The 21,471-nt window shown below is 69.5% G+C and carries 20 protein-coding genes and 1 pseudogene; 9 read left to right on the top strand and 12 right to left on the bottom strand.

Translation table 11 applies throughout. From position 1 onward, the window contains the following. Positions 1 to 39: 39 nt before the first annotated feature. The 5 genes from ABD907_RS11945 to ABD907_RS11925 all read right to left on the bottom strand — a co-directional run bounded on the left by ABD907_RS11945 (position 40) and on the right by ABD907_RS11925 (position 5,186). Positions 40 to 1,134, bottom strand: a complete 1,095-nt coding sequence (locus tag ABD907_RS11945) for a Gfo/Idh/MocA family protein (protein ID WP_345216480.1) — start codon at positions 1,132 to 1,134, stop codon at positions 40 to 42. Then, positions 1,119 to 1,811, bottom strand: coding sequence for a ThuA domain-containing protein (locus ABD907_RS11940; protein ID WP_345216479.1), 693 nt, complete (start codon positions 1,809 to 1,811; stop codon positions 1,119 to 1,121). Before ABD907_RS11940 ends, ABD907_RS11945 begins: the two co-directional genes overlap by 16 nt. A gap of 84 nt (positions 1,812 to 1,895) precedes the next feature. After that, complete coding sequence (locus ABD907_RS11935) at positions 1,896 to 2,942, bottom strand: proline racemase family protein (RefSeq protein ID WP_345216478.1); 1,047 nt, start codon at positions 2,940 to 2,942, stop codon at positions 1,896 to 1,898. Next, entirely contained in the window at positions 2,929 to 4,041 is a 1,113-nt protein-coding gene (locus ABD907_RS11930) for an alcohol dehydrogenase family protein (RefSeq protein WP_345216477.1), read from the bottom strand. Before ABD907_RS11930 ends, ABD907_RS11935 begins: the two co-directional genes overlap by 14 nt. A gap of 116 nt (positions 4,042 to 4,157) precedes the next feature. Further along, complete coding sequence (locus tag ABD907_RS11925) at positions 4,158 to 5,186, bottom strand: aldo/keto reductase (RefSeq protein ID WP_345216476.1); 1,029 nt, start codon at positions 5,184 to 5,186, stop codon at positions 4,158 to 4,160. 208 nt (positions 5,187 to 5,394) lie between these two features. Here ABD907_RS11925 and ABD907_RS11920 point away from each other — a divergent pair, with 208 nt between their 5' ends. Beyond that, on the top strand, positions 5,395 to 5,961 hold the full coding sequence (locus ABD907_RS11920; protein WP_486334094.1) for a TetR/AcrR family transcriptional regulator: 567 nt from the start codon (positions 5,395 to 5,397) through the stop codon (positions 5,959 to 5,961). Between the two features lie 13 nt (positions 5,962 to 5,974). Here the strand turns inward: ABD907_RS11920 and ABD907_RS11915 are convergent, their stop codons facing one another. Next, positions 5,975 to 7,114, bottom strand: a complete 1,140-nt coding sequence (locus ABD907_RS11915) for an MFS transporter (protein WP_345216474.1) — start codon at positions 7,112 to 7,114, stop codon at positions 5,975 to 5,977. A 144-nt stretch (positions 7,115 to 7,258) separates the two neighbouring features. Between ABD907_RS11915 and ABD907_RS11910 the strand changes: the two genes are divergently transcribed. After that, entirely contained in the window at positions 7,259 to 8,194 is a 936-nt protein-coding gene (locus ABD907_RS11910) for a LysR family transcriptional regulator (RefSeq protein ID WP_345216473.1), read from the top strand. Between the two features lie 24 nt (positions 8,195 to 8,218). Here the strand turns inward: ABD907_RS11910 and ABD907_RS11905 are convergent, their stop codons facing one another. Together ABD907_RS11905 and ABD907_RS11900 are read right to left on the bottom strand one after the other, a co-directional pair. Further along, positions 8,219 to 8,818: a TetR/AcrR family transcriptional regulator gene (locus tag ABD907_RS11905; protein ID WP_345216472.1), complete on the bottom strand. Its 600-nt coding sequence runs from the start codon at positions 8,816 to 8,818 to the stop codon at positions 8,219 to 8,221. 4 nt (positions 8,819 to 8,822) lie between these two features. After that, entirely contained in the window at positions 8,823 to 9,401 is a 579-nt protein-coding gene (locus ABD907_RS11900) for a sugar O-acetyltransferase (protein ID WP_486334093.1), read from the bottom strand. Positions 9,402 to 9,450: 49 nt separating this feature from the next. Between ABD907_RS11900 and ABD907_RS11895 the strand changes: the two genes are divergently transcribed. Next, complete coding sequence (locus ABD907_RS11895; protein WP_345216470.1) at positions 9,451 to 10,680, top strand: MFS transporter; 1,230 nt, start codon at positions 9,451 to 9,453, stop codon at positions 10,678 to 10,680. Between the two features lie 56 nt (positions 10,681 to 10,736). Here ABD907_RS11895 and ABD907_RS11890 read toward each other — a convergent pair whose 3' ends face one another. Next, positions 10,737 to 12,116 carry an FAD-dependent oxidoreductase gene (locus ABD907_RS11890; protein ID WP_345216469.1) on the bottom strand — a complete coding sequence of 460 codons (1,380 nt, stop codon included), beginning with the start codon at positions 12,114 to 12,116 and terminating at the stop codon, positions 10,737 to 10,739. A gap of 227 nt (positions 12,117 to 12,343) precedes the next feature. Here ABD907_RS11890 and ABD907_RS11885 point away from each other — a divergent pair, with 227 nt between their 5' ends. The 5 genes from ABD907_RS11885 to ABD907_RS11865 all read left to right on the top strand — a co-directional run bounded on the left by ABD907_RS11885 (position 12,344) and on the right by ABD907_RS11865 (position 16,857). Then, on the top strand, positions 12,344 to 13,072 hold the full coding sequence (locus ABD907_RS11885) for a GntR family transcriptional regulator (protein ID WP_345216468.1): 729 nt from the start codon (positions 12,344 to 12,346) through the stop codon (positions 13,070 to 13,072). A gap of 60 nt (positions 13,073 to 13,132) precedes the next feature. Continuing rightward, a complete protein-coding gene (locus tag ABD907_RS11880; protein WP_345216467.1) occupies positions 13,133 to 14,455 on the top strand; it encodes an Nramp family divalent metal transporter in 1,323 nt (440 codons plus the stop codon). 342 nt (positions 14,456 to 14,797) lie between these two features. After that, positions 14,798 to 15,508, top strand: a complete 711-nt coding sequence (locus ABD907_RS11875) for an MSMEG_4193 family putative phosphomutase (RefSeq protein WP_345216466.1) — start codon at positions 14,798 to 14,800, stop codon at positions 15,506 to 15,508. A gap of 30 nt (positions 15,509 to 15,538) precedes the next feature. Further along, the gene (locus ABD907_RS11870) at positions 15,539 to 16,087 is read left to right on the top strand and encodes a DUF3090 domain-containing protein (RefSeq protein WP_345216465.1); all 549 of its coding nucleotides are present in this window, start codon (positions 15,539 to 15,541) and stop codon (positions 16,085 to 16,087) included. Further along, positions 16,081 to 16,857 carry an SCO1664 family protein gene (locus ABD907_RS11865; RefSeq protein ID WP_486334092.1) on the top strand — a complete coding sequence of 259 codons (777 nt, stop codon included), beginning with the start codon at positions 16,081 to 16,083 and terminating at the stop codon, positions 16,855 to 16,857. The genes ABD907_RS11870 and ABD907_RS11865 overlap by 7 nt, the downstream gene beginning before the upstream one ends. 30 nt (positions 16,858 to 16,887) lie before the next feature. On the opposite strand, the gene ABD907_RS11860 is transcribed toward ABD907_RS11865, so the two are convergent. Genes ABD907_RS11860 through ABD907_RS11850 form a run of 3 tightly spaced genes read right to left on the bottom strand, consistent with a single transcriptional unit; the run spans position 16,888 to position 20,731 of the window. After that, positions 16,888 to 18,942 carry a vWA domain-containing protein gene (locus tag ABD907_RS11860; protein WP_345216463.1) on the bottom strand — a complete coding sequence of 685 codons (2,055 nt, stop codon included), beginning with the start codon at positions 18,940 to 18,942 and terminating at the stop codon, positions 16,888 to 16,890. Further along, entirely contained in the window at positions 18,935 to 20,320 is a 1,386-nt protein-coding gene (locus tag ABD907_RS11855; RefSeq protein ID WP_345216462.1) for a magnesium chelatase ATPase subunit I, read from the bottom strand. Before ABD907_RS11855 ends, ABD907_RS11860 begins: the two co-directional genes overlap by 8 nt. A gap of 57 nt (positions 20,321 to 20,377) precedes the next feature. Beyond that, positions 20,378 to 20,731 (bottom strand): TraR/DksA family transcriptional regulator, encoded by a 354-nt coding sequence (locus ABD907_RS11850; protein ID WP_486334084.1) that lies wholly within the window; start codon positions 20,729 to 20,731, stop codon positions 20,378 to 20,380. A gap of 135 nt (positions 20,732 to 20,866) precedes the next feature. On the opposite strand from ABD907_RS11850, the pseudogene ABD907_RS11845 reads away from it, so the two are divergent. Then, positions 20,867 to 21,436, top strand: a pseudogene (locus ABD907_RS11845) (DsbA family protein); the annotation flags it as partial. Positions 21,437 to 21,471: the final 35 nt, after the last annotated feature.

Here is a 21,471-nt window from a genome sequence, read left to right as displayed (position 1 = left end):
TCAGCGGGAACACCGGCACGGCGACCTCGATGCCCTCGGTCAGCGTTCGTCGAGCGGGACCGCGGAAGGTCGTTCGACGGTGCTGACGACCTGGACCGCGCAGCCTTCGCGCGCTGACTCGAGCACCGCCTCCATGGTCTCGAGCACGTGGAAGGCGAGCTTGCCCTGTGCCCTCCCGGCCGACGGATCGGAGGCGAACGCCCCCGACCAGTGCAGGTCGGCCAGCCCGTAGCCGCGGGCCGCACCGCGGTAGCCCGCGGAGGGCGGCAGCTCCCGCCACGGCGAGTTCGGTGCCGTGGTCAGCCAGACGGGTCCGGCGAAACGGTTCGGATCGGGCACGCCGAGGGTGCCCTCCGTGCCGTGCACCTCGATGTTGGCCGCCCGCGTCGCGGTCGCGTCGAAGCTCATCAGAAGCGTCGAGATCGCCCCCGAGGCATGCACGAGGGCACCGGTGACGTGGCTCGGCGTCGAGACGGTGATGCGTTCGCCGGACCGCGGTCCCTTCCCGATCACGCGCTCGTCGCGCAGGGCGCTCGCCGCGCCGATCACGCTGACGACCGGACCGAGGAGCGTGACGAGCGAGGTGACGTAGTACGGGCCCATGTCGAGCAGCGGGCCGCCACCCGGTTGGTAGTAGAAGTCGGGAGAAGGATGCCACCGCTCGTGGCCCGGCGTCACCATCGTCGCCGTCGCACTCACCGGAGTCCCGACGAGCCCGGAGTCGACGGCGGCCCGCGCGGTCTGGATGCCGGTGCCGAGCACGGTGTCCGGGGCGGCGCCGAGCACCGCCCCCGCGGCCGACGCGGCGTCGAGCATGCCCCGGCCTTCCGTCGTCGTGGCGGCCAGCGGCTTCTCGACGTAGACGCCCTTGCCGGCGGCGATCGCCGCGAGCGAGATGTCGGCGTGTGCGGTCGGCACCGTGAGGTTGATGATGGCGTCGACGTCATCGCGGGCGAGGAGCTCGTCGACGCTCGTCCCGGCGGCGTCACGTGGCTCGGCGACCGCCCGCGCACGGTCGAGGTCGAGGTCGGCGACCGCGACCAGCCGGAGGTCGTCCAGGCGGTCCAACGTCTCCAGGTACTGGCCGCTGATGTGCCCGGCGCCGACGAGGCCGACGTTCAGCGGCTGGCCCACAGCATGCCCCTCTCGATGATGGTGCGGACGCTGGGGTGCTCGAGGACCTCGACGCGGTGACCGGGTGTGCTGACGAAGATGCGCCCGCGGCCCCACCGGCGCGTCCAGACCGCAGGGCAGGTGGCCCGGCCGTGCCAGGGGTCGAACTCGCGGCTGGGCAGGGTCGTCGTCGCGAGGACGTCGAGGAGGTCGTCGGTCAGTACCCAGTACTGCTCGGTGTCGAGGTCGAAGCTCTCGATGCCGCGCGTGATCGGGTGGTCGGCCGCCTCCGGGAGGATGTCGATGCGGTGGGGGAGGTAGTTGTCGGACTGCTCGCCGACCCGCTCGTGGGGGTGCTTGCCCGGGTGGGTGGCGAACTGGGCCCCCATCAGGTGGAGGTAGTCGTCGCTGGCGCGGAAGGAGTCCGCGATGCCGCCGTGCCAACCGGCGAAGCCGGTGCCCGCCTCGATCGCCGCGCGCAGGCCGAGGACCTGGTCCTTCTCGATGGTCGACATGGTCACGCACTGGACGATCAGGTCGGTCGTCGCCATCCGGTCGGCGTCGGCGTAGACAGCCGGCGAGTCGAAGATCTCGTAGTCGAACCCGCTGTCGGCGAGGAATGGCAGGAAGAGGTCGGTGGCGGCCTCGGGCTGGTGCCCCTCCCAGCCGCCTCGGACGATGATCGCTTGCTTGTTCACGCGCTGGTGCTCCCTGTCGTCACGGTGCGGTGCTAGGCATTGCCGCCATCTTGGCAGAGCGGTGACGACGACCAGGACCTGCCGTCAGAGAGCGGGGAGGGCCGACAGCACGTGCTCCAGGTCCGAGGCGTCCACCAGCGGGTCGTCCAGGTCGACCGTGATCCGCGAGTGCGCCATCATCTTGGCGCCGCCGGTGATGGTCGAGTGCAGCGCCGTGTAGTCGCCCACCTTCGCTTGGCCCATCACGGTCCCGACGAAGCGGCTCCCCCGTGGTGAGACCGTTTCCAGCGACTCTCCCTCGCGGATCTGGCCACGCCGGGCCATCAGCGCGAGACGTGCCGAGGTGCCGGTCCCGGTGGGGCTGCGGCAGAGCACGCCGGGATGGACGTAGGTCGCCGAGGGCGACTCCAACCGCCCCTCGCCGACGTCGCGGATCGGCCCCGCGAAGTGGACGAACGAGAGCGGGCCGACGTCACCCAGTTCCGGATGCTCCTGCCGGAGCCCGGTCTGGGCGGCGCGGACGAATGCGTCGCCCAAGGCCGTCAGCGCGATCTGGTCCTCGGGTCCGATGCCGAAGCCGTGACGAGACGCGTCGATCATGGCGTAGTACGCGCCGCTCCAGACCAGGTCGAACCGCACCTGGCCGTAGTGCGGCACCTCCACGGTCAGCCCTTCGTCGGACACGTACGCGGGTTCGCCCTGCGTGGTGATCGACCGGACCCGGCCGCCGATCACGCGTGCGGTGATCCGAGCCAGACCAGCGGGCGACTCGAGAACGACGCTCTGCAGCCCCTCCTGCATGGGGATCGTCCCGCTCTGCAGCAGAGCCGTGGCGGTGCAGATCGTGTTCGAGCCCGAGTACAGCGGGTAGCCCATCGCTTCCATGATGATGTAGCCCGCCTGCGCCTCGGGATGGGACGGCTCGACGATCAGATCGACAGACATCGCCGGGTCGCCGTACGGCTCGGAGAGCAGCAGCCGCCGCAGGCCGTCCCCGTCGCGCTGCAGGTAGCGGGCCTTCTCGAGAACCGTCGTCCCCGGCAGCGGTTCGACGCCGGAGGTGACGATGCGGCTCACGTCGCCGCCGGACTGGGTGTCGATCAGCTCCAGGGTGCGTTCACGATGCGGCATGAAGGGCTCCCACGCTGTCCCAGTGCCGGTCGGGGACGACGACAAGCTTCCCGATGTAGGTCTTCGCCATGAACGTCCTTTGAGCCTCGTGGAAGTCGGAGAGTGGGAAGGTCTTGTCGAGCAACGGCCGGATGTCGCCGTTCTCGATGTAGCGAACCAGGCGGCGGAAGGCGGTCCGCGTTCCCTGGGAGGATCCGTGCAGCTCCAGGTGCTTGAGGTACATGGTGCGCAGGTCCAGCTCGACCACCGGTCCAGCGATGGCGCCCGCCGTCGTGTAGCGACCCTCCGGCCGGAGGATACGGAGCAGATCGTTGAACATCGGGCCGGCCACGAGATCGGCGACCACGTCGACCGGCCCGTCGACCACCCGTTCGACATCGGCGACCAGCTCGGGCGTGTCCCGCAGGACGACGTCCTCGGCGCCGATCTCCCGCAGTGCCGCTTCCTTGCCCGGGCTGGAGACGGCGTACGGGATGGCGCCGCGTACGCGCGCCAGCTGGACGATCGCCGACCCCACCCCGCCGGAGGCCCCGGTCACCAGGATCCGCTCCCCCCCGACGAGCTGGGCGCGGTCCAGCATCTGTTCCGCCGTCAGGTACGCGCAGCAGAAGGTGGCCAGCTCGGCGTCGGTGATGTCGGCGGTGATCTCGTAGGCGTTCTCGGCCGGCACGGCCACGTACTCGGCGTATCCGCCGTCGCGGCCGTGCCCGATGTAGTCGATGTCAGCCAGGCTCTCGTCGCCCTCGGGACGGTTGTAGATGCTGAAGTCCACCATCACGCGTTGGCCGACCCGCTCGTCCGGCACGCCCGCGCCGACGTCGACGATGCGGCCGACCGTGTCGGCGCCCTGGATGCGGGGGAAGGTCAGTGTGGACCGACCGCGTCGCCACGTGGAGATCGACTCCGGGGCGGTCTCGGTCCCGTAGGCTCCCTCGCGGACCCACACGTCCGTGTTGTTCATGCCGCACGCGTGCACGTCGATCAGCACTTCGCCCGCCGACGCCCGTGGCGTGGGTACGTCATCGCGATAGACGAGCTGGTCCAGCCCGCCGTGGCCGATGAGCTGCACCGCCTTCATCACGTCCGGAATCGCCACCATGCCGCCACTCTAGGACCGCTCGAGGCGTGCCGACCCACGGTTCATGCATGGTGAACCGTGCCGGCTTGGCCGGGTGTGCCCCTCGGTACCGAAGGCGATGGGAGGGCGCCCGCGGCTCAGGCGGCCGAACGCCACTCGGCGGGCCGACGGCGGAGGCCGGCCTGCTCGATGGCGGGCGGGTTGTAGGCCATGTCGAGCCGTCCGATCTCGGTGCCGGGCGGGACGATCTGGTCGATGCGATCGAGCGTCTCGTCGCTGAGGGTGACGTCCAGGCCGGCGAGCGTGCTGTCGAGGTGGTCCATCGTCCGCGGTCCGATGAGCGCGGAGGTGACGCCTGGGTGGGCGATGGCGAAGGCCATGGCGAGATGGGTCAGCGGGATCCCGGCGTCCTGGGCGACGGGGATGAGCTGCTCGACGGCGTCGAGTCGCCGTTCGTCGGCCAGGTGCTTGAACCCGTACTGGGACCGGTGGGTGTCGGTCCGCTTTCCCGTGCGGTAGCGGCCGGTGAGCATGCCGCCTGCCAGCGGGCTGTAGACCAGGGTGCCCATGCCGTACTGCTGGGCGACGGGCAGGACCTCACGTTCGGCGCCGCGGTCGAGGATGGAGTACGGCGGCTGCTCGGTTCGGAACCGGGCCAGCCCGCGCCGCTCGGAGACCCACTGCGCCTGGACCACGTCCGAGGCGGGCATGGAGGACGTCCCGATGGCTCGAACCTTGCCGGCACGCACCAGGTCGGTCAGCGCCGAGAGCGTCTCCTCGATGTCGGTCTCCGGGTCAGGTCGATGGATCTGGAAAAGGTCGACGTGGTCGGTGTCCAGCCGGCGCAGCGAGTCCTCCAACGCCCGGACCAGCCACCGCCCGGAGGCACCCTTGTGGTTCGGGTCCTCGCTCATCGGGAGCCCTGCCTTGGTGGCGAGCACGACGTCGCCACGGCGGCCCTTGAGGGCCTTCCCGACGATCTGCTCCGACTCACCGTGGGAGTACGCGTCGGCGGTGTCGATGAAGTTGATCCCCGCGTCCAGCGCCTTGTGGATGATGCGGATCGAGTCGTCGTGGTCGGGATTGCCGATGGCACCGAACATCATGGCGCCGAGGGCGTACGGGCTGACCTTGAAGCCGGTCCGGCCGAGGGTGCGGTACTGCATCACTTCTCCTGAGGTTTGTGGCCGAGGTGTGGTGAGCGCTCCTTCGATGGCGTACGCTGAAGTGAAGCGGAACGCTCTTCCAGAACTATACGGAAGGGCGTTCCGGATAGCAAGGAAGGCCCTGGACGTGACTGACAACACAGCGAGCACCGGTACCGAAGCGACCGGCTCGGCAGTTCCGGACGGCGCCGAGCGCGCGCCGAGACGGCTGCGCGCCGACGCCCGGCGCAACATCGACTCACTCCTCGAAGCAGCCACAACCACGTTCGCCACCTCAGGAGTGGACGCCCCCGCGAAGCAGATCGCCGACCTGGCCGGTGTCGGCGTGGGGACCCTGTACCGGCACTTCCCCCAGCGCTCGGACCTCGTCAAGGCCGTGTTCCAACGCGAGGTCGACGCCTGCGCCGACGCAGCCCCGGAACTGGCCGCGGCGAACGAATCCGGAGTGGCGCTCGAGAAGTGGCTCCACCGGTATACCGAGTTTCTCGCGACCAAACAGGGACTCGCGTCAGCCCTGCACTCCGGCGACCCCGCGTTCGCGGCCCTCCCGGACTACTTCATGCAACGACTCGGGCCCGCCCTGGGATCGCTGCTCGACGCGGCACGAGCGAACGGCGAGATCTGCGACGACATCAGCGCCAAGGACCTCCTGTATGCCGTCTCCAAGCTCTGCATGCCGATGAGCGGCGAGGGAGCCGCGCACAGTCGGCGCATGGTCGCGCTCCTCGTCGACGGACTGCGCCACGGCACCGGCGGGAGCCGGCCCGCTTCCTGAGTGGCTCAAGGGCCTACCTCTGGCTCCGGCGGCTCCCCGCTAGCCGGATCGTCAGGGCCAGCCCCGTGATCGACAGAGCCATCACGAGGAATGCCGAGCCGTAACCGGCGCCGCCGATCACCCAGCCGAGCACGACGGCACCGAGCCCGAGCCCGCCGTCGTAGGCGGCGTTCCACACGGTGCTGGCCGGTGCTGTCCGGGTGGGGCCGAGTCGCTGGACGGTGGTGACGAAGGAGTCGTTCTGGCAGGCACCGAAACCCGCACCGAGCATGGCGGCACCCACCGGCAGCAGGGCCGGGCTGAGCCGCAGAGCCGCGGCAAGGGTCGCCAGGCCGGCCGCCGCGAGCAGCACGGTGGGGACCAGCATGCGGCCAGCGCGGACGCGGTCGCCGACGACACCCGAGCCGAGCCTGCCCAGCAGCAGCGCGACCGAGGCAACGAGCAACGCCACTGACGCCTCAGCGGCGCCGGGGCCCGCGAGGGGCAGGAACGTGGTGGCGGCCCCGAACGCCGCGGCGGTCAGCAGGAACAGCCCAACGGGTGCCACGACGCGGCGCAGGTCGGCGAGCGCGGCGAGAGCGAAGGCGCCGCGGGCAGTGCCCGGCAGCGCTCTCGCACAGGCTGCCGCCAGCAGGGCGGCCACGCCTGCGACCCAGAAGACGACGGGGAACCCCCAGGTCTGGGCGACCCACACCCCGCCGGCCAGCGCGCCGAGGTTCGGCAGTGCGGCGGCTGCCCCGTAGAGCGAGGCCGATGAGGACAGCCGGCCCGGTCCGGCCAGGTCCGCGACCAAGGTGGCGCCGGCCATCACCACCAGGGCGAAGCCCACACCCCGGACCACGGTGATCGTCAGGATCCAGGACATGTCCCCCGAGAGGAGGTAGGCCGGTGTCGGGACCGCGAGCAGCACGGCTCCGAGGATCATCATCGGCCGCAGACGCAAGAGCCGGAACAACCAGGGCGCGGTGAGCTGCGTCAGGACGGTGGCGGCCATCATTGACCCGGTCGTCATGCCGACCGACAGGCTGGCCGCACCGGCGACGGACGCCCACATCGGGACGACGGGCAGCATCGCGGCGTAGTTGACGAAGGCCAGGAACGTCACCGCCAGCAGCGCGGTCAGCCTGCCGGCGCCACCCGCTCCAGCCGACACAGCCGGACCGTCGTGATCCTGTCGTTCTGGGAACGCCCGGCGCATGCGTGCCACTGTGGAGGCAACAGAGGTATCGTGTCCAACGATGAATTCAGATGATCGCGATCGGGAAGCGCGATCGCGGGCCGGGCACGGCGGCTGCTGATGGATACGAGGTTGCTGCGGAGCTTTCTCGCCGTCGCGCGGTTCTCCAGCTTCACCGACGCCGCCGGCGAGCTGGGCTTCACGCAGTCCACGGTGACCAGCCATGTGCAGAAGCTCGAACGTCAGCTGGGCGCCCGGCTCCTGGACCGACTGTCCAGCGGCGTGCGACTGACCGACACCGGCCACCGACTGGTCCCCCGCGCCGAGGAGCTGCTCGCCGCCGAGGACCGCCTGCGCGACACCACTCAGCACGGCACCCGCCCGATCGGCACGGTGCGCGTGATGGCCCCCGAGTCGCTGTGCACCTACCGGCTCCCCGCCGTCATCACCGCCGTGCGGGCCAGTGAGCCCGACGTCCAGGTCTGGGTCGCGCCCGGCGGGATGACGGCGTGCCTGGACGCGGTCCGCCGCGGTGCGGTCGATGTGGGGTTGTGCATGGAACCGCGGCTCGCGCCGGGCGAGCTCGCCGCCGAGCGCCTCGGCGCGGAACCGCTGGCTGTCCTGGATCACCCGGCACTGGCTGCCGTCTCGAACGCCACCAGCTGGGCGGAGCTCGCGCGCAGAGACGCCCTCCTCATCGAAGAGGGCTGCGGCTACAGCGACGACGTCGCTCGTCACCTCACCGAGACCGGCGAGAAACCTGGCAGACGCTCACGCTTCGGAAGCGTCGAGGCCATCAAGCGCTGCGTCGCCGCGGGCCTCGGCTGGACGGCGCTCCCGGTGCTCACCGCCACCGAGGAGATCGACTCCGGGGCGCTGCAAGCACTCGACGCCCCAGCGCTGCCCGACTGCGACGTCCACGTCATCACCCACCCCCGCCGTCACCATGGCCCCGCCACCGACGCGGTCCTCGAGGCGCTGCGCGACACGTGGGCGAGGCCTAGCCCCGAGGCTGACGCCCGCTCGGCCCTGCGCGGCCTCACCGGCGATGCGTGACCTGTGCTCTCGCAGGTTCGGCCGTCACGGTGGGCATTCGCGAGTGATGCGGCGTACCGCGTCCCTCGTGTCGGCCTCGTCGCGTGGCTGGGTGTCCAGGGCGCGGTGGATCGTCAACCCTTCGATCAGGGCGTCGAGGAGCCGGCTCGTCGTCGGGTCGAAGTGCCGCTCGAGTGCGGCACGGCTGCTGCCCATCCACCAGTTGGTCAGGGTGCGGTAGGCGGGGTCGCGGGCGGCAAGGACGTAGAGCTCGTGAGTGAGGACGAGGTCGCGCTGGGTGGCGAACAGGTCGTGATCGATCATCTGCACTACCGCCTCGACGGCGGCCTCGCGGTCGAGCGCTCCGGCCATGCGGTGCTCGAACTGGTCCGCGACGGAGGCGGCGAAACGCGCGAACGCCTCGTGCAGCAGCTCGTCCCGGCCGCCGAAGTGGTAGGTCATCGACCCCAGCGGGACGTCCGCGGCCGCGGCGACCCGGCGGTGCGACGTCCCGGAGACGCCGACGTCGGCGATCACCTCGAGGCAGGCGCCGATGATGCGGTCGCGCCGCTCGGGGTCGTGACGGCGCGTGCGTCGGCTCGATCGCGGCACATCGTCGGCGTGACGCCCGGAGGAAGGGGGCATGGGACTAGATCTCCCGGACCACGCGGGCAGGGTTGCCGACGGCAAGGACGTTGGCCCGGATGTCGCGGGTGACGACCGCACCGGCCCCGATCACGGAGTTCTCGCCGATGGTCACGCCCGGGCAGACGATGACTCCGCCGCCGAGCCAGACGTTGTCACCGAGGGTGATCTGTTCCGCGGCCTCGAGCTTGTCCCGTCGCATCCGGGGGTCCGCCGGGTGCGTCGGGGTCAGCAGCTGCACGTGCGGGCCGATCTGGCAGTCCGCGCCGATGGTGATGGTGGCGACGTCGGCGGCGGTGAGGCCGTAGTTGATGAAGGTGCGCGCGCCGATCGTGACGTTGCTGCCGTAGTCGACGTAGACCGGGGCGCGCACGAAGGCCGTGGTGTCCAGCGATCCGAAGAGCCCTCGAGCGATCTGCTGGGCGCGCTCGGGGTCCTCGCGGTAGGCGGCGTCGAACCGGGCGGCGAGGCGGACGGCCCTTGTCTGCTCCTCGAGGATCGCCGGGTCGTCGGAGAGGTAGAGCTCACCGGCGCGCATGCGCTCGTAGTTGGTTCGCGGGTCGTCCGCGAAGTACGTGCGCATCGCGGCGTCGGTGCTCAGCGGCTGGTCGCTCATGCGTACGATCGTACATATGGGTACCATCGCCCGGGTGGCCGCCATGCGACGTCGTCGCCTCTCGTTGTTCGCGCTGACGTTGCTCGTCGGCCTGGGGCTTTCCTCGTGGGTGACGCGGACGCCGGCAGTCCGGGACGCGCTCGAGGCGTCCACCGCACAGATGGGTCTGATCCTCTTCGACCTCTCGGTCGGGTCCATGGTGGGCGTGACGGCCGCCGGCTCGTTGGTGCGCCGTTGGGGTGCCCGGCCAGTGGTGATCGCCGGGACGCTGGCCATCCTGGTCGGGACCGCCGTCGTCGGTCTCTCCGCCGCAGGGACGTCGACGGCGGGAGCGTTCGCCGGCCTGCTGGCCTTCGGGCTGGGCGGCGGGCTCGGCGAGATCGGCCTCAACATCGAGGGCGCCGCCGTCGAGCGGGAGACCGACCGGCCCGTGCTGCCCGTGCTGCACGGCAGCTTCAGCCTCGGCACGGTCCTTGGCGCCTTGGCGGGTATCGCCCTGACCAATGTCGCGTTCCCGCCGTCGTGGCACCTCCTGGTCGTCGCACTCGTCATGAGCGGTCTGGCGATGTGGGCGCTGCCTGGCCTCCCTGCAGGGACCGGACGGGCCCCGGTCACGGCGGCCGCCGACGGCAGGCCACGCAAGTCCGGTCCGAGCGTCTGGCGCGACCGGCGGCTGATCCTCATCGGCGCCGTCGTGCTGGCCATGGCATTCGCCGAGGGTGCCGCGAATGACTGGCTGCCGCTGCTGATGGTGGACGGGCACGGCGTCTCGGCGACGAGCGGCTCCCTGGTCTACGCCGGCTTCGCTGCGGCGATGACCGTCGGGCGCTTCGCCGGCGGGCCGATCGTGGTCCGCTTCGGTCGCGCCCCGGTGCTGCGCACGAGCGCGGTGCTCGCGATCATCGGCATCGTGATCGTGATCCTCTCCCCCAGCCCCGTCCTGGCCGGAGCGGCCGTGGCGCTGTGGGGTCTGGGTGCGTCCCTCGGCTTCCCGGTTGCCATCTCCGCCGCCGGCGACGACCCCGAACGGGCCTCCGAGCGCGTGAGCGCGGTTGCGACCAGCGGTTACCTGGCGTTCCTCGTCGGGCCGCCGCTCCTCGGCTTCCTCGGCGAGCACGCCGGGCTGCGGGCGGCGATGTTCGTCGTGGTCGCGCTGCTCGTGGTCGCGGCGTTCGCCGCCGGTGCGGCGCGTGCTCGTCCTGGCGAGGAGCGGGTAGTAGTGGCAGACCCGCCACTACGGTCCTGACGCCCTGACAGGCGGCGGCATCCAGAGCTCGACCGCCTCCCGCGCGGCGCGGCGGGTCATGACGTCATGACGACGGCGGCACGGTCGGACACATGGCTTCCGAGCGAGACGCCGACCGCGGTGAGCGCGTCCTGCACGATCTCCGGGCGCAACTCTCGGGGGGTGATGTCTCGTCGCGCGCATTCTGCCGCGGCGATGCCGGCTGCCTGGGCGGTGATGGCGCACGCCGGCGTGTTGCGGGTGGAAGCAAAGGCGCCTGAGTCGACAGACAAGCACCGACCGGCAACCAACAACCCTTCGACTCCCTGGGGTAGCAGGCAACGGTAGGGAATACCGTAACCGCTGCCGACACCGATCATCGCACCGCCTTCGCCGCCCGGCTCGTGAATATCAAGGGGGGCGTTCGACAGCCCGATGGCATCGTCGAACCTCGCTTCCGACCGGACGTCGTCCTCCGTGAGCACGTAGTCGCCCTCGATGCGCCGGGTCTCGCGAACGCCGAGAACCGGGGCGACGTCGAGGAAGATCGCCGACTCCATGCCACGCACGTAACGCTTCAGGAAGTCGAATGCGCAGTAGGCCTGCTTCCGCACCTCGATCGCTGCTCTTGTGCGAGTCCGCGGGTCGAGGGCGTTGCCTTGTACCCGAGTGGCGTTCACGTTGAGCTCGCCCGGCAGGAGCCCGGCCTTCATGTGCAGGTGCGCCTTGGGAATGATCCACTCGAATCCGTCACGACGTGCGTCCACGATGCGCTGCTCGAACCCGGCCATGTAGAACTTCAGGACGTAGTCGTCGTTGTCTCGACCAGCGCCCTCCGGGATCACCAGCTCACGGATGTCATCCGGGTGATCGAGACAGTCTTGAGCCAGTTCGGAGAACTGGACATTCAAGATGCGGAAGTAGCTTGTCATGGGCTGTACATGCCCGTCGCCTGGGCGCCCGTACATGAAGCCGGCACCGGCCAGAGCCGCGACGTCACCGTCACCGCTCGCGTCGATCACCGTCGTGGCGGTGGCCACGTACGGTCCGGCTTTGGTGTGCAGCTCGACCCCGCAAACTTGGTGACCTTCACGGAGGACGCCGGTGACATGGGCGAACAGCAGGACCTCTACTCCAGCTTCCTCCAGAGTCTCGATGATGACGCGCTGCATCACCTCGGTGTCGAACACCCCGCTGTAGGTGCCCCAGTGCGAGGTCTGGACAGCCGGGTCAGCGCCTCCATAGTGGGCGGCCCGTTCGATCAGGTCCAGGTACACGCCCGGCTGCACGATGCCGGTCGGCTTGGTCAGGCGACCACCTGTGATGAGGCCGCCGAGAATCCCACTACTTTCCACGAGCAGGGTACGTGCGCCGGCACGGGCTGCGGCGACGGAGGCGACGATCCCCGTTACTCCGGCGCCGACCACGATGGTGTCGTACTTGCCGAGATGTTCCATGGTTCCCTCTTTCAGTAACCGTCGTACGGGTTGCGAGCTGGCAAGGACCCTCCTGTGGAAGCGGGGTCGGCTGACGGGCATCTGATCTCACGCAGTGCCAGGGCGCAGAGTGCTGCAGACGGCAAGCCCGCTCCTCCACGCATCGATCCGTCGATCTCGAAGCCTTGACTCGACTTGCCTCTGGTATACCATACCGGTTCATCGGTATACCACTGGAAGGCTCGACGATGACATCCGCCAAGCACGACGCTGGCCGGAGGGGTACTCGCAAGTACGAGGCCATCCGTCAGGAGCTCCGTTCGCGAATCCTCAGCGGTCGTTACGAGCCCGGGGACCCCATGCCCGAGCGGGTGATAGCCGAAGAGCTCGCCGTGAGCCGGGTGCCTGTTCGCGAGGCACTCTCGCAACTGGAACGGGACGGCCTCGTCACCATAGCCGCCAAGCGAGGCGCCCAGGTCCGTCGGTTCAGCGCGGAGAACATGCAAAGCCTCTACGAGGCGCGCGAGGCGCTCGAGGGGATGGCGGCCCGGCTTGCCGCGGAACGGGTCGACGACGCCTACCTCGCGCCGTTCATCGTGCAGTTCGAAGGTTTGGTCGACGGGGCGATCCGCATGGACCCGGCCGAGGAGTCCGAGCTGGGGAACGACTTCCACGATGCCGTCATCAAGGGCAGCCGGAACGCCACCGTCATCGAGCTCACCTCGACCATCCACGACCGAGTGAGACTGTGTCGTCGCCTGACCTACGGGCACGCCTCGCCTTCCGGGGCACGGCGAGCCGCGGAGGAGCACCTGACCATCGCGAGAGCCATCAGTCGCGGCGACCCCGGCGGAGCTGAGCACGCGATGCGCACACACGTGTCGAGCTGGGCTCGCTTTCTGCGATCACACCTCGCCGGCGACTCGCCTCAGCCCTCGACGACCCCCAGTGGCGCTGAGCGCCAGCTGAGCCAGTAGAGGACCAGACCGCAGCAAACCCGATCCGGAGCAGCACTCAACGAGGAGTAGTGATCTGGCATGGTAACCACCGCGCCCAAAGTTCAGGCAGCCGCAGTACCCGAAGGATTTGCCGGCCATCTGCGCGCCCTAGGCCCCGGTGTCGTGATGGCGCTGGCGTGGATGAGCGCCGGCGACCTCGTCGCCTCATCGGTTTCCGGCGCGGACTACGGCTACGCCCTGATGTGGGCGCTGGTCCTGTCGTTGCTCGCGCGCTACGTCTTCGTCTCCGCGATCGCGAAGTACGTCTTGTGCAACAACAGCTCGAGCAGCTCGATCATGGAAGGGTTTCGCAGGATCTGGCGGCCACTTCCGTTCATCGTGGGCTTGTGTGCGTTCATCCTCGGATTCGGATACGCGACATACATCCTCAAAGGTGCTGGCACCGCGTTCTACAACCTCATCGGGCGACCCGGTGACTCCGAATGGGGTCTGTTCTTTTCAGTGGTGGGCCTCGTGGCCATCACGCTGGTCCTACTCTACTCGCGCCGGCAGTACGCGACCCTTGAGTTCTCTGCACGCGCCGCAGCGGTCATCCTGCTCGTCAGCTTCGGCGCCGTCGCGGTAATCCAGGGCTTCGACCCCGTGGCCTTCGTCGAGGGCCTGACCTTCAAAGTCCCGGAGAATACGGGCGGTGTCGAGAGCCTTGTCATCGTCGCTGCGCTCATCGGCGGCGTCGGGGGCTCGACGACCAACTTGATGTACAACTACTTCCTGCAGGACAAGGGCTGGCTCACACCACAGCACCGCAAGATTCAGCTGATCGATCTCTTTGTCGGCATCATGGTGATCCTCGTGATCAACCTCGCGATCTGGGTCGCCGCTGCAGAGGCGGACGTCTCGGGGAGCGTCATCGATAACGTCGGCGCCCTTGCGGGCCTGCTCGGCAACACGATCGGCCAGCTCGGCGAGATCCTGTTCTGGATCGGCCTGTTCTTCATCACCTTCACGACATTTCCCGCGTACTCTTACGGGCAGACGAAGCTCTTGCTGGATGGTGCAGCCCATACCTTTTCGAGCGCAGAAAAGATTTCGGAGGTTGCGGACGAAGGATTCGAGAAGAAGGCTTCATTCCGGTGGCTGCAAGGAGGGTTCCTCCTGGTGCTGCCGATGGTTTTCTCCATACCGGCCATGCCCTCGTTTGTGGAGCTCACGATCCTGGTCAATGCTCTGGCCGCACTGGGCGCACCGATCATCATCATCGCGGTGATCGTGCTGACCTCCAGCAGCCGGTTCGTCCTGCCGCAGTACGTCAACCGGTGGTGGGTCACCGCAGCCCTGGTCGTCGTAGGTGGCATCGGCATCTGGGCCTCCTACCAGGCTGTCGTCGGAATATTCTTCTAGCGCGCCCGGCGCCACGAGGCGCGGTGGCGGCCGCGCGTTTCGCCTGGTGCTGCTGGCCGCTCTCTCGGTTCGGCCCGCTGACCTGGTCCAGTGCTCGTCATCGGCGATGGGGCTCACGAGGCAGCTCCGTGGCGTCGAAGTTGTCGGTCGGCCTCGCCTTACGCCCGAGCCGTCTGTCAGAGCTTGGACCCAGGTCGGGCCCCGCGGTCGGTCCGTGTCCTCAATACTGAACACCGGGTCGCTGTCCTCGGTGCTGTGCATACGCGCCCGTCGGCGCCAACGTGCTCCTGCCGGAAAGCGCCGGGAGACACTCCCTGGAGTCTCTCGTCTAGGGTCAAACGCATGTCGACCGTCATCCTTGCCAGGCACGGCCGCACGACCGCGAACGCCGACGGCGTGCTGGCAGGCCGGACCGACGTCGGGCTCGACGAGACCGGCCGGGACCAGGCCGCCCGCATGGCTGAGCGCCTCCGACCCGTGCCGCTGACCGCCGTCGTCTCGAGCCCTTTGGAGCGCTGTCGGCAGACCTCGACGGCGATCCTCCAACGCCAGACCGGCTCCCCGGTGACCCCGGTCGAACCGGGGATCACCGAGTGCGACTACGGCGAGTGGCAGGGTCGCAGGCTCGCCGACCTCGCCAAAGAAGCCCTGTGGTCGACGGTGCAGAAGCGGCCGTCGCAGGCCGCGTTTCCCGGCGGAGAGTCACTCGCGGCGATGCAGTCCAGGGCCGCGGCCGCGGTCCGCCGACACGACGCCGCGTTCGAGGCGGAGCACGGCCCGGGAGCGACGTGGGTGGCGGTGAGCCACGGTGACGTCATCAAGTCGATCCTGGCGGACGCCTTCGGCATGCGTCTCGACGACTTCCAGCGCATACACGTCGATCCCGGATCGCTGTCGATCGTGCGGTACACGAGCGACCGGCCCGAGGTCTTCGCCACGAACTCCGACGCCGGAGACCTCTCCTGGCTGAAGGAGGGCAGCGCGGTCGAGGCACAGGTCGGTGGCGGAGCGGGCCCGCAGGTCCCACAGGTGCCCACCCACGCACAGCCCTGAAGACGTGCCGCCCGCCCCTACGATGGAGAGGTGCCACCTCTTGTCCACGCATTCGACTGGCCCGACCGGTTCGTCGTCGGCACCGTGGGCGAGCCGGGCTCGCGCATCTTCTACCTGCAGGCCCGGACGCGTGACGACCTGGTCAGCGTGGCCCTCGAGAAGGAGCAGTCGGCCGCCCTCGCGGCGGGGATCGACCAGGTCCTCGACGAGCTCATGGCCCGGCCGGACAACCCGTTCAGCGTGCCCGCCGTGTCGCCCGGGGCGCTCGCCGACGACGAGCCGTTGGACCAGCCGGTGGACGAGCAGTTCCGCGTCGGCACGCTGACCCTGGGTTGGGACCCGTCGAGCAGCCAGATCGTCATCGAGGCCGCGGCTCTGGCCGACCCTGCGGAGGAGGGCGATCCGGACGCGTCGGAGCCGGACGAAGTCTTCATCGTCCGGATCCCGGTCGGCGCCGCCCGTGCCTTCGCCCAGCGCACCCATGAAGTGGTGAATGCGGGCCGACCTGTCTGCCCCGTCTGCCACGCGCCGATGGACCCCGGCAGCCACGTCTGCCGACGGGCAGACGGCCTATCGTGACAGCCCCGCACGGGGATCTCCCGAGCGGTGAGCTCACCATAGAGGGCCAGATCACCACCGCGTCGAACGCAACCTTCGCGGGCCACATCTCAGGCGTGAAGGTGGTTTACAAGCCCGTTGTCGGTGAACGGCCGCTGTGGGACTTCCCCGACGGCACCCTGGCTCGGCGTGAGGTTGCCGCATACGTCCTGTCTGAGGCGTTCGGTTGGAACCTGGTACCGCCGACCTGGCTCCGCGACGGGCCCCTCGGGCACGGGATGGTGCAGCTGTGGCGCGACCCAGACCCGGCGCGACCGGCTCTCGCCGTGGTGGCGGCCGACGACCTACCCGCCGAGGGATGGTGCCACGTCGTCGACGGGCTCGACGCGCGGGGCCGCCCGGTGTCCCTCATCCACGAAGACTCCCCCGTGCTGCGGCAGATGGCGGTCTTCGACGTCGTGACGAACAACGCTGACCGCAAGGGCGGTCACGTGCTTGAGATGGCCGACGGGCACCGCCACGGCATCGATCACGGACTGACCTTTCACACGGAGCACAAGTTGCGGACAGTGCTGTGGGGATGGCTGGACCAGGACCTGAGCCCCGACGAGCTGGCGGGAGTCGAACGGGTCCTCTGCGCCCTCACCGGCGCGCTCGGCAACACCCTCGTCGACCTGCTGGCCGGTGACGAGATCGCGGCACTGGTGGCACGGTGCGAACGGCTGCTGGCGAACGCGCGGTTCCCTGCTCCGCAGGGCGAGATGCCGGCGATCCCGTGGCCACCCTTCTGACGCCACCAGGAAGCTCGGCCACGGGCGGGGTCAGCCGGTCCAGAAGCCCCTGTCGCCGAACACGTCGCCGTAGGTAGCAGTGCGGGCATCGAACCGGCCGCCGGGCCACCTGGAGCCGAGATAGGAGTCCACGACCGCGGCGCCGAGGTCGTCGAGCTCGGGAGCCACCACGGCGCCGTCCACCCGCTTGGCCATCGCCTCGACGAACCGAGCCAGGGCGGGATCGTCACCGAGCCGGAAGAACGTCGTCTGGGCACCCAGACGCATCGAGCTGTCGAGCTCCCGGACGGTGCGGGCCACGGTCAGCGGCTCCGGCGGGTAGCTGAAGTAGACGTCACCGTCGGGCTCGAGGTGAGAGGTCGGCTCACCGTCGGTGACGACGAGAAGCACCGGCTGAGCCCGGGGCTGCCGGCGGAAGTGGCGGTTGGCCAGCATCAGGGCGTGGTGCAGGTTGGTGCCCTTGTCGTACATCGCGTCGAGTCCGACGAGCTGCTCGATCTCCATGGCCGCCGCGTGGCGGCCGAACCCGACGAGGAGCAGGTCGTCACCGCGAAAACGGCTCGTGATCAGGGTGTGCAGCGCCAGAGCGGTACGCTTCATCGGCACCCAGCGCCCCTCCAGCGCCATCGAGAACGACGTGTCGACGAGCAGCGCCACACAGGCCTGGGTGCGGGCCTCGGTCTCCTGTATCTCCACGTCACCGAGCTCGATCCGCACCCCCTCGCCGGTGGCTCCGCCGGCGGCGGCGGTCCGGGTGATGGCGTTCGTGACCGTGCGGGTCACGTCCCACGGCTCGGTGTCGCCGAAGACCCACTCCCGCGTGGCTCCGGAGAACTCGCCCGCGGTCCCGGCCCGGCTCAGGTCGCGGTTGCCCGTTCGTCCCGACATCCGATCCGCGACATCACGCAGGAGCGTCTTGCCGAGCCGGCGCATCGCCTTGGGTGTCAGCCTGAGCTGCCCGTCGGGCGCGCGCTTCATCGTCCCGGAGTCGCGCAGGGCCTGCTCGAGCTGTTGAAGGGCCCGGGCGTCGGCGACGGCGTCCTCGCCCAGCTGGCGGGCCAGCTTGTCGGGGTCGAGGTCGTCCATGCTGGAGCCGGCGTAGGACTGCGAGAGCTGCTCGGTCAGCTCATCGAGGTCGGCGAGGTCCTGAAAGACGCCGGTCCCGTCACCGAGTCCGAGGCCGACGTCGCCGTCCATGCTGTTCGAGCCCGTCCAGTCCTCGCCGGGCCGCAATGCCTGGAGCTCGCCGTCGAGCCGGCCGAGCGATTCCATCAGCTCGGGTGAGCCGAATGCCTGCTGGGCGAGCGCCTCGAGCTCCTGGCGTTGCTCCGGACTCATCGAGTTGAGCATCCGCTGGGCGGCCGCGGAGCGCTGGGCGAGCGCGTCGATGAGCTCGTCGATGGTCTGCGGATCCTCGGGGAAGAAGTCACCGTGCTTGGCCATGAAGTCGTCGAACTGTTGTGAGGTGTCCTCGCCGCGCCGGTGGGCCGCGAGGAGCTCGCCCAGGTCGTCGACCATCTCCTTGACCGCTGCCCTGTCCTCGTCGGTCGCGTTCTCGAGGGCGCGCTTCATCCCGGCGAAACGCTGGTCGAGGACCTCTCGGCCGAGCAGGTCCTTGATCGCCTCGAAGTCCTGGCGTGCCAGGCTGCTCTGCCACCGGTAGTCGTTCAGCTCGCTCACGGCGGCCGCGATCGAGCCGGGCAGGCTGTCGAGCTGCATCTCGGAGAGTGCACGCACACCCTCGTCCAGGTCGACGTCCCGCGCGAGCTGCTTGCGCTCCTCCAGCACCGCCCGGTCGAGAAGCTTCTTCGCCTCCTGCAGCGTGCCGTCGAGGTTGTGCCGGCTCGTCAGCTCGCGCCGACGCTCCGCGACCCGGCGCGCCAGGTCGTCGAGGCCGGCACGTCCCTCGCCTCCCCGACGCAGGAACTCCCGCATCGCGCGCTCGGGCGAGTAGCCGGCCATGACGTCCTCGCCGATGGCGTCGAGCGCCTCGGAGATATCGACGGGAGGGGCGAGCGGATCGGGCCCGCCGGTGTACCTGCGATAGCGGGCACCGCGTGTGAGCCGCCGGTTGCCCCTAGCCATAGATCGTCTCGCCCCCGACGCTCTCCTTGCCGACCTTGCGGGCGAGATAAAGGCCTTCGAGGGCCAGCTCGATGGCGCCGGCCCGCTGGCCGTCGTTGGAGGCCCCGAGTCGTGCGCAGATCTCGTCGTAGAGGTCGGACTCGCCCAGAATCGGCAGCCCGGCGAGGAAGTCCCGTGCGCTGACCTGCTCCCCGGTCGTGACCATGGCGCCGTGCTCGAGGCCCTCCACCAAGACGGTGAAGTCGACGCCTCTGAAGCGGGCTCCCACGGTCTCGGCGGTCGCGGTGCGCAGCAGGTGGTCGAGGATCGCGTCCTCACGGCCCTCCTCACCCGACTCGAACTCGATCTTGCCGCCGAGCACGTCGACGGCTGCCTCGAGATCGACCGGCCGGGCCACTGCCTGGTCCTCCCCTTGCCGGCTCGCGCGGTGGATCGCGGCTGCGGCGATGGTCTCGGCCCCGGCGATGGGGAAGCGGGCGCTCACGCCGCTGCGCTGGTCCACTGCGCTCGACGCCCGCAGCGCGCGGGTGAAGCGAGCCAGGGTCTCGACGAGGTGGTCGGGGACGTCGGCGACCAGCTCGGCCTCCTGCCGGATGATGGCCACCTCGTCGGCCAGCTCGGTCGGGTAGTGGGTGCGGATCTCGGCGCCGAACCGGTCCTTGAGCGGCGTGATGATGCGTCCGCGGTTCGTGTAATCCTCGGGATTGGCGCTGGCCACCACGAGCACGTCGAGCGGGAGCCGCAGGACGTAGCCGCGGACCTGGATGTCGCGTTCCTCCATCACGTTGAGCATCGCAACCTGGATGCGCTCGGCCAGGTCGGGCAGCTCGTTGACGGCGACGATTCCGCGGTGGCTGCGCGGGACGAGGCCGTAGTGAATCGTCTCGGGATCGCCCAGGCTGCGTCCCTCGGCGACCTTCATGGGGTCGACGTCACCGATGAGGTCGGCGACGCTCGTGTCGGGGGTGGCGAGCTTCTCGGTGTACCGCTCCGCGTGGCTGCGCCACCGGATCGGCAGGTCGTCGCCCAGCTCGGCGGCGCGGCGCAGGCTCGCCGTCGTGATGGGTTCGTAGGGATGCTCACCCAGCTCGGAGCCCTCGATCACCGGGGACCACTCGTCGAGCAGGCCGACGATGGTGCGCAGCAGGCGCGTCTTGCCCTGCCCGCGCTCGCCGAGCAGCACGATGTCGTGCCCGGCGATGAGTGCGCGTTCGAGCTGCGGGATGACGGTGGACTCGAAGCCGTGCAGTCCCGGCCAGGGATCCCGGCCCTCTCGGAGGGCGGCCAGGAGGTTGTCGCGGATCTCGGCGCGCAGGGTCTTCTGGACGTGCCCAGAGTTCCGGAGCTCGCCCACGGTCGCCACAGCGGGAGCAGTCACCTCGACGAGAGTACGCCTGCCCGCACGACAACCATAGGCTCATCTCCGCCCATAGGCTCATCTCCGCCGACTCGCGCCGGCCGCGCACTCGATGCAGGTGCGCGCCACGGGCCTGGCTCTGAGTCTTGCCTCGCCGATCGCCCCTCCACAGCTCTCGCAGACTCCGTACGTGCCGGCGTCCAGTCTCTCCATGGCGGCATCGATCTCCCCCAGGTGGAGTCGGGCCTGCCGGACGAGCCCTCCGACCTGGGACCGCTCGAAGGCGATCGTCGCCCCTTCGGGGTCGTGCTCGTCGTCGGCGTTGCTGCCACGCGAGGCCGCCACCATGGCGTCGAAGTCGCCGGCCAGCGTCGCCAAGCGTCCGAGCGTCTGTTCACGCTCCGCCTCAAGCCGGGCACGGGCTCGATCCACATCGTCAATACTGACGCGACTCGCAGGGATCCGTCGCCGCTTGGCGACTCTTCGCAGATGAGAGTGTCGTGCCCCGTCGTGCCGTGCTGACGCACTTCAAAGTGCCTTTTGTACCCCTCCTTTTACTCCCTCACGATGAGGTTACGCACTACTAGTGAGGTGGAGAAGTTGGTCGAGCAGGTCACGCAGTCCCAGGGGTCGCAGGTCGTCATCGGGGTGTGGGCAGACGTGGGCTGCCCGTGGTGCGATCTCGGAAAGGACCGCCTCCGGGCCGCGATCGCGCAGCGTCCGGACGCGGATCGGTTCAAGATCGTGATGCGGTCCTTCGAGCGGGAGCCGGGCGCGCCGCATGAGCCGGAGAAGAACGAGCAGAGCTACATCCGTACGCACGGCGGCACCGCCGCCGACGTCCTCCGGGCCGAGCCCCAGATGCAGGCGATGGCGCGCGCGGAGGGGCTCGAGTACTACCTGGACCACCTGAACGCCAACACGTTCGACCTCCACCGCGTGGTCCAGTACGCCGACGACCAGGACCGCGGGTTCGAGTTCTTCTCCACCGTCCAGGACGGCTTCTTCGCCGGCACCCTCGACCCCCACGACCCGGACACCCTCACAGGCGTCACAGAGTCGGTTGGGCTGGACGGGCGGCGAGTCCGCGAGATCCTCGCGAGCAACGAGGACGCCGACCGCGTGCGCGCCAGCCGCAACGAGGCAACGCCGCGGGCGACGTGCCGGCGTTA

This window comes from Georgenia halophila (assembly GCF_039541595.1).
This window is presented reverse-complemented; position numbering and strand designations above follow the sequence as displayed.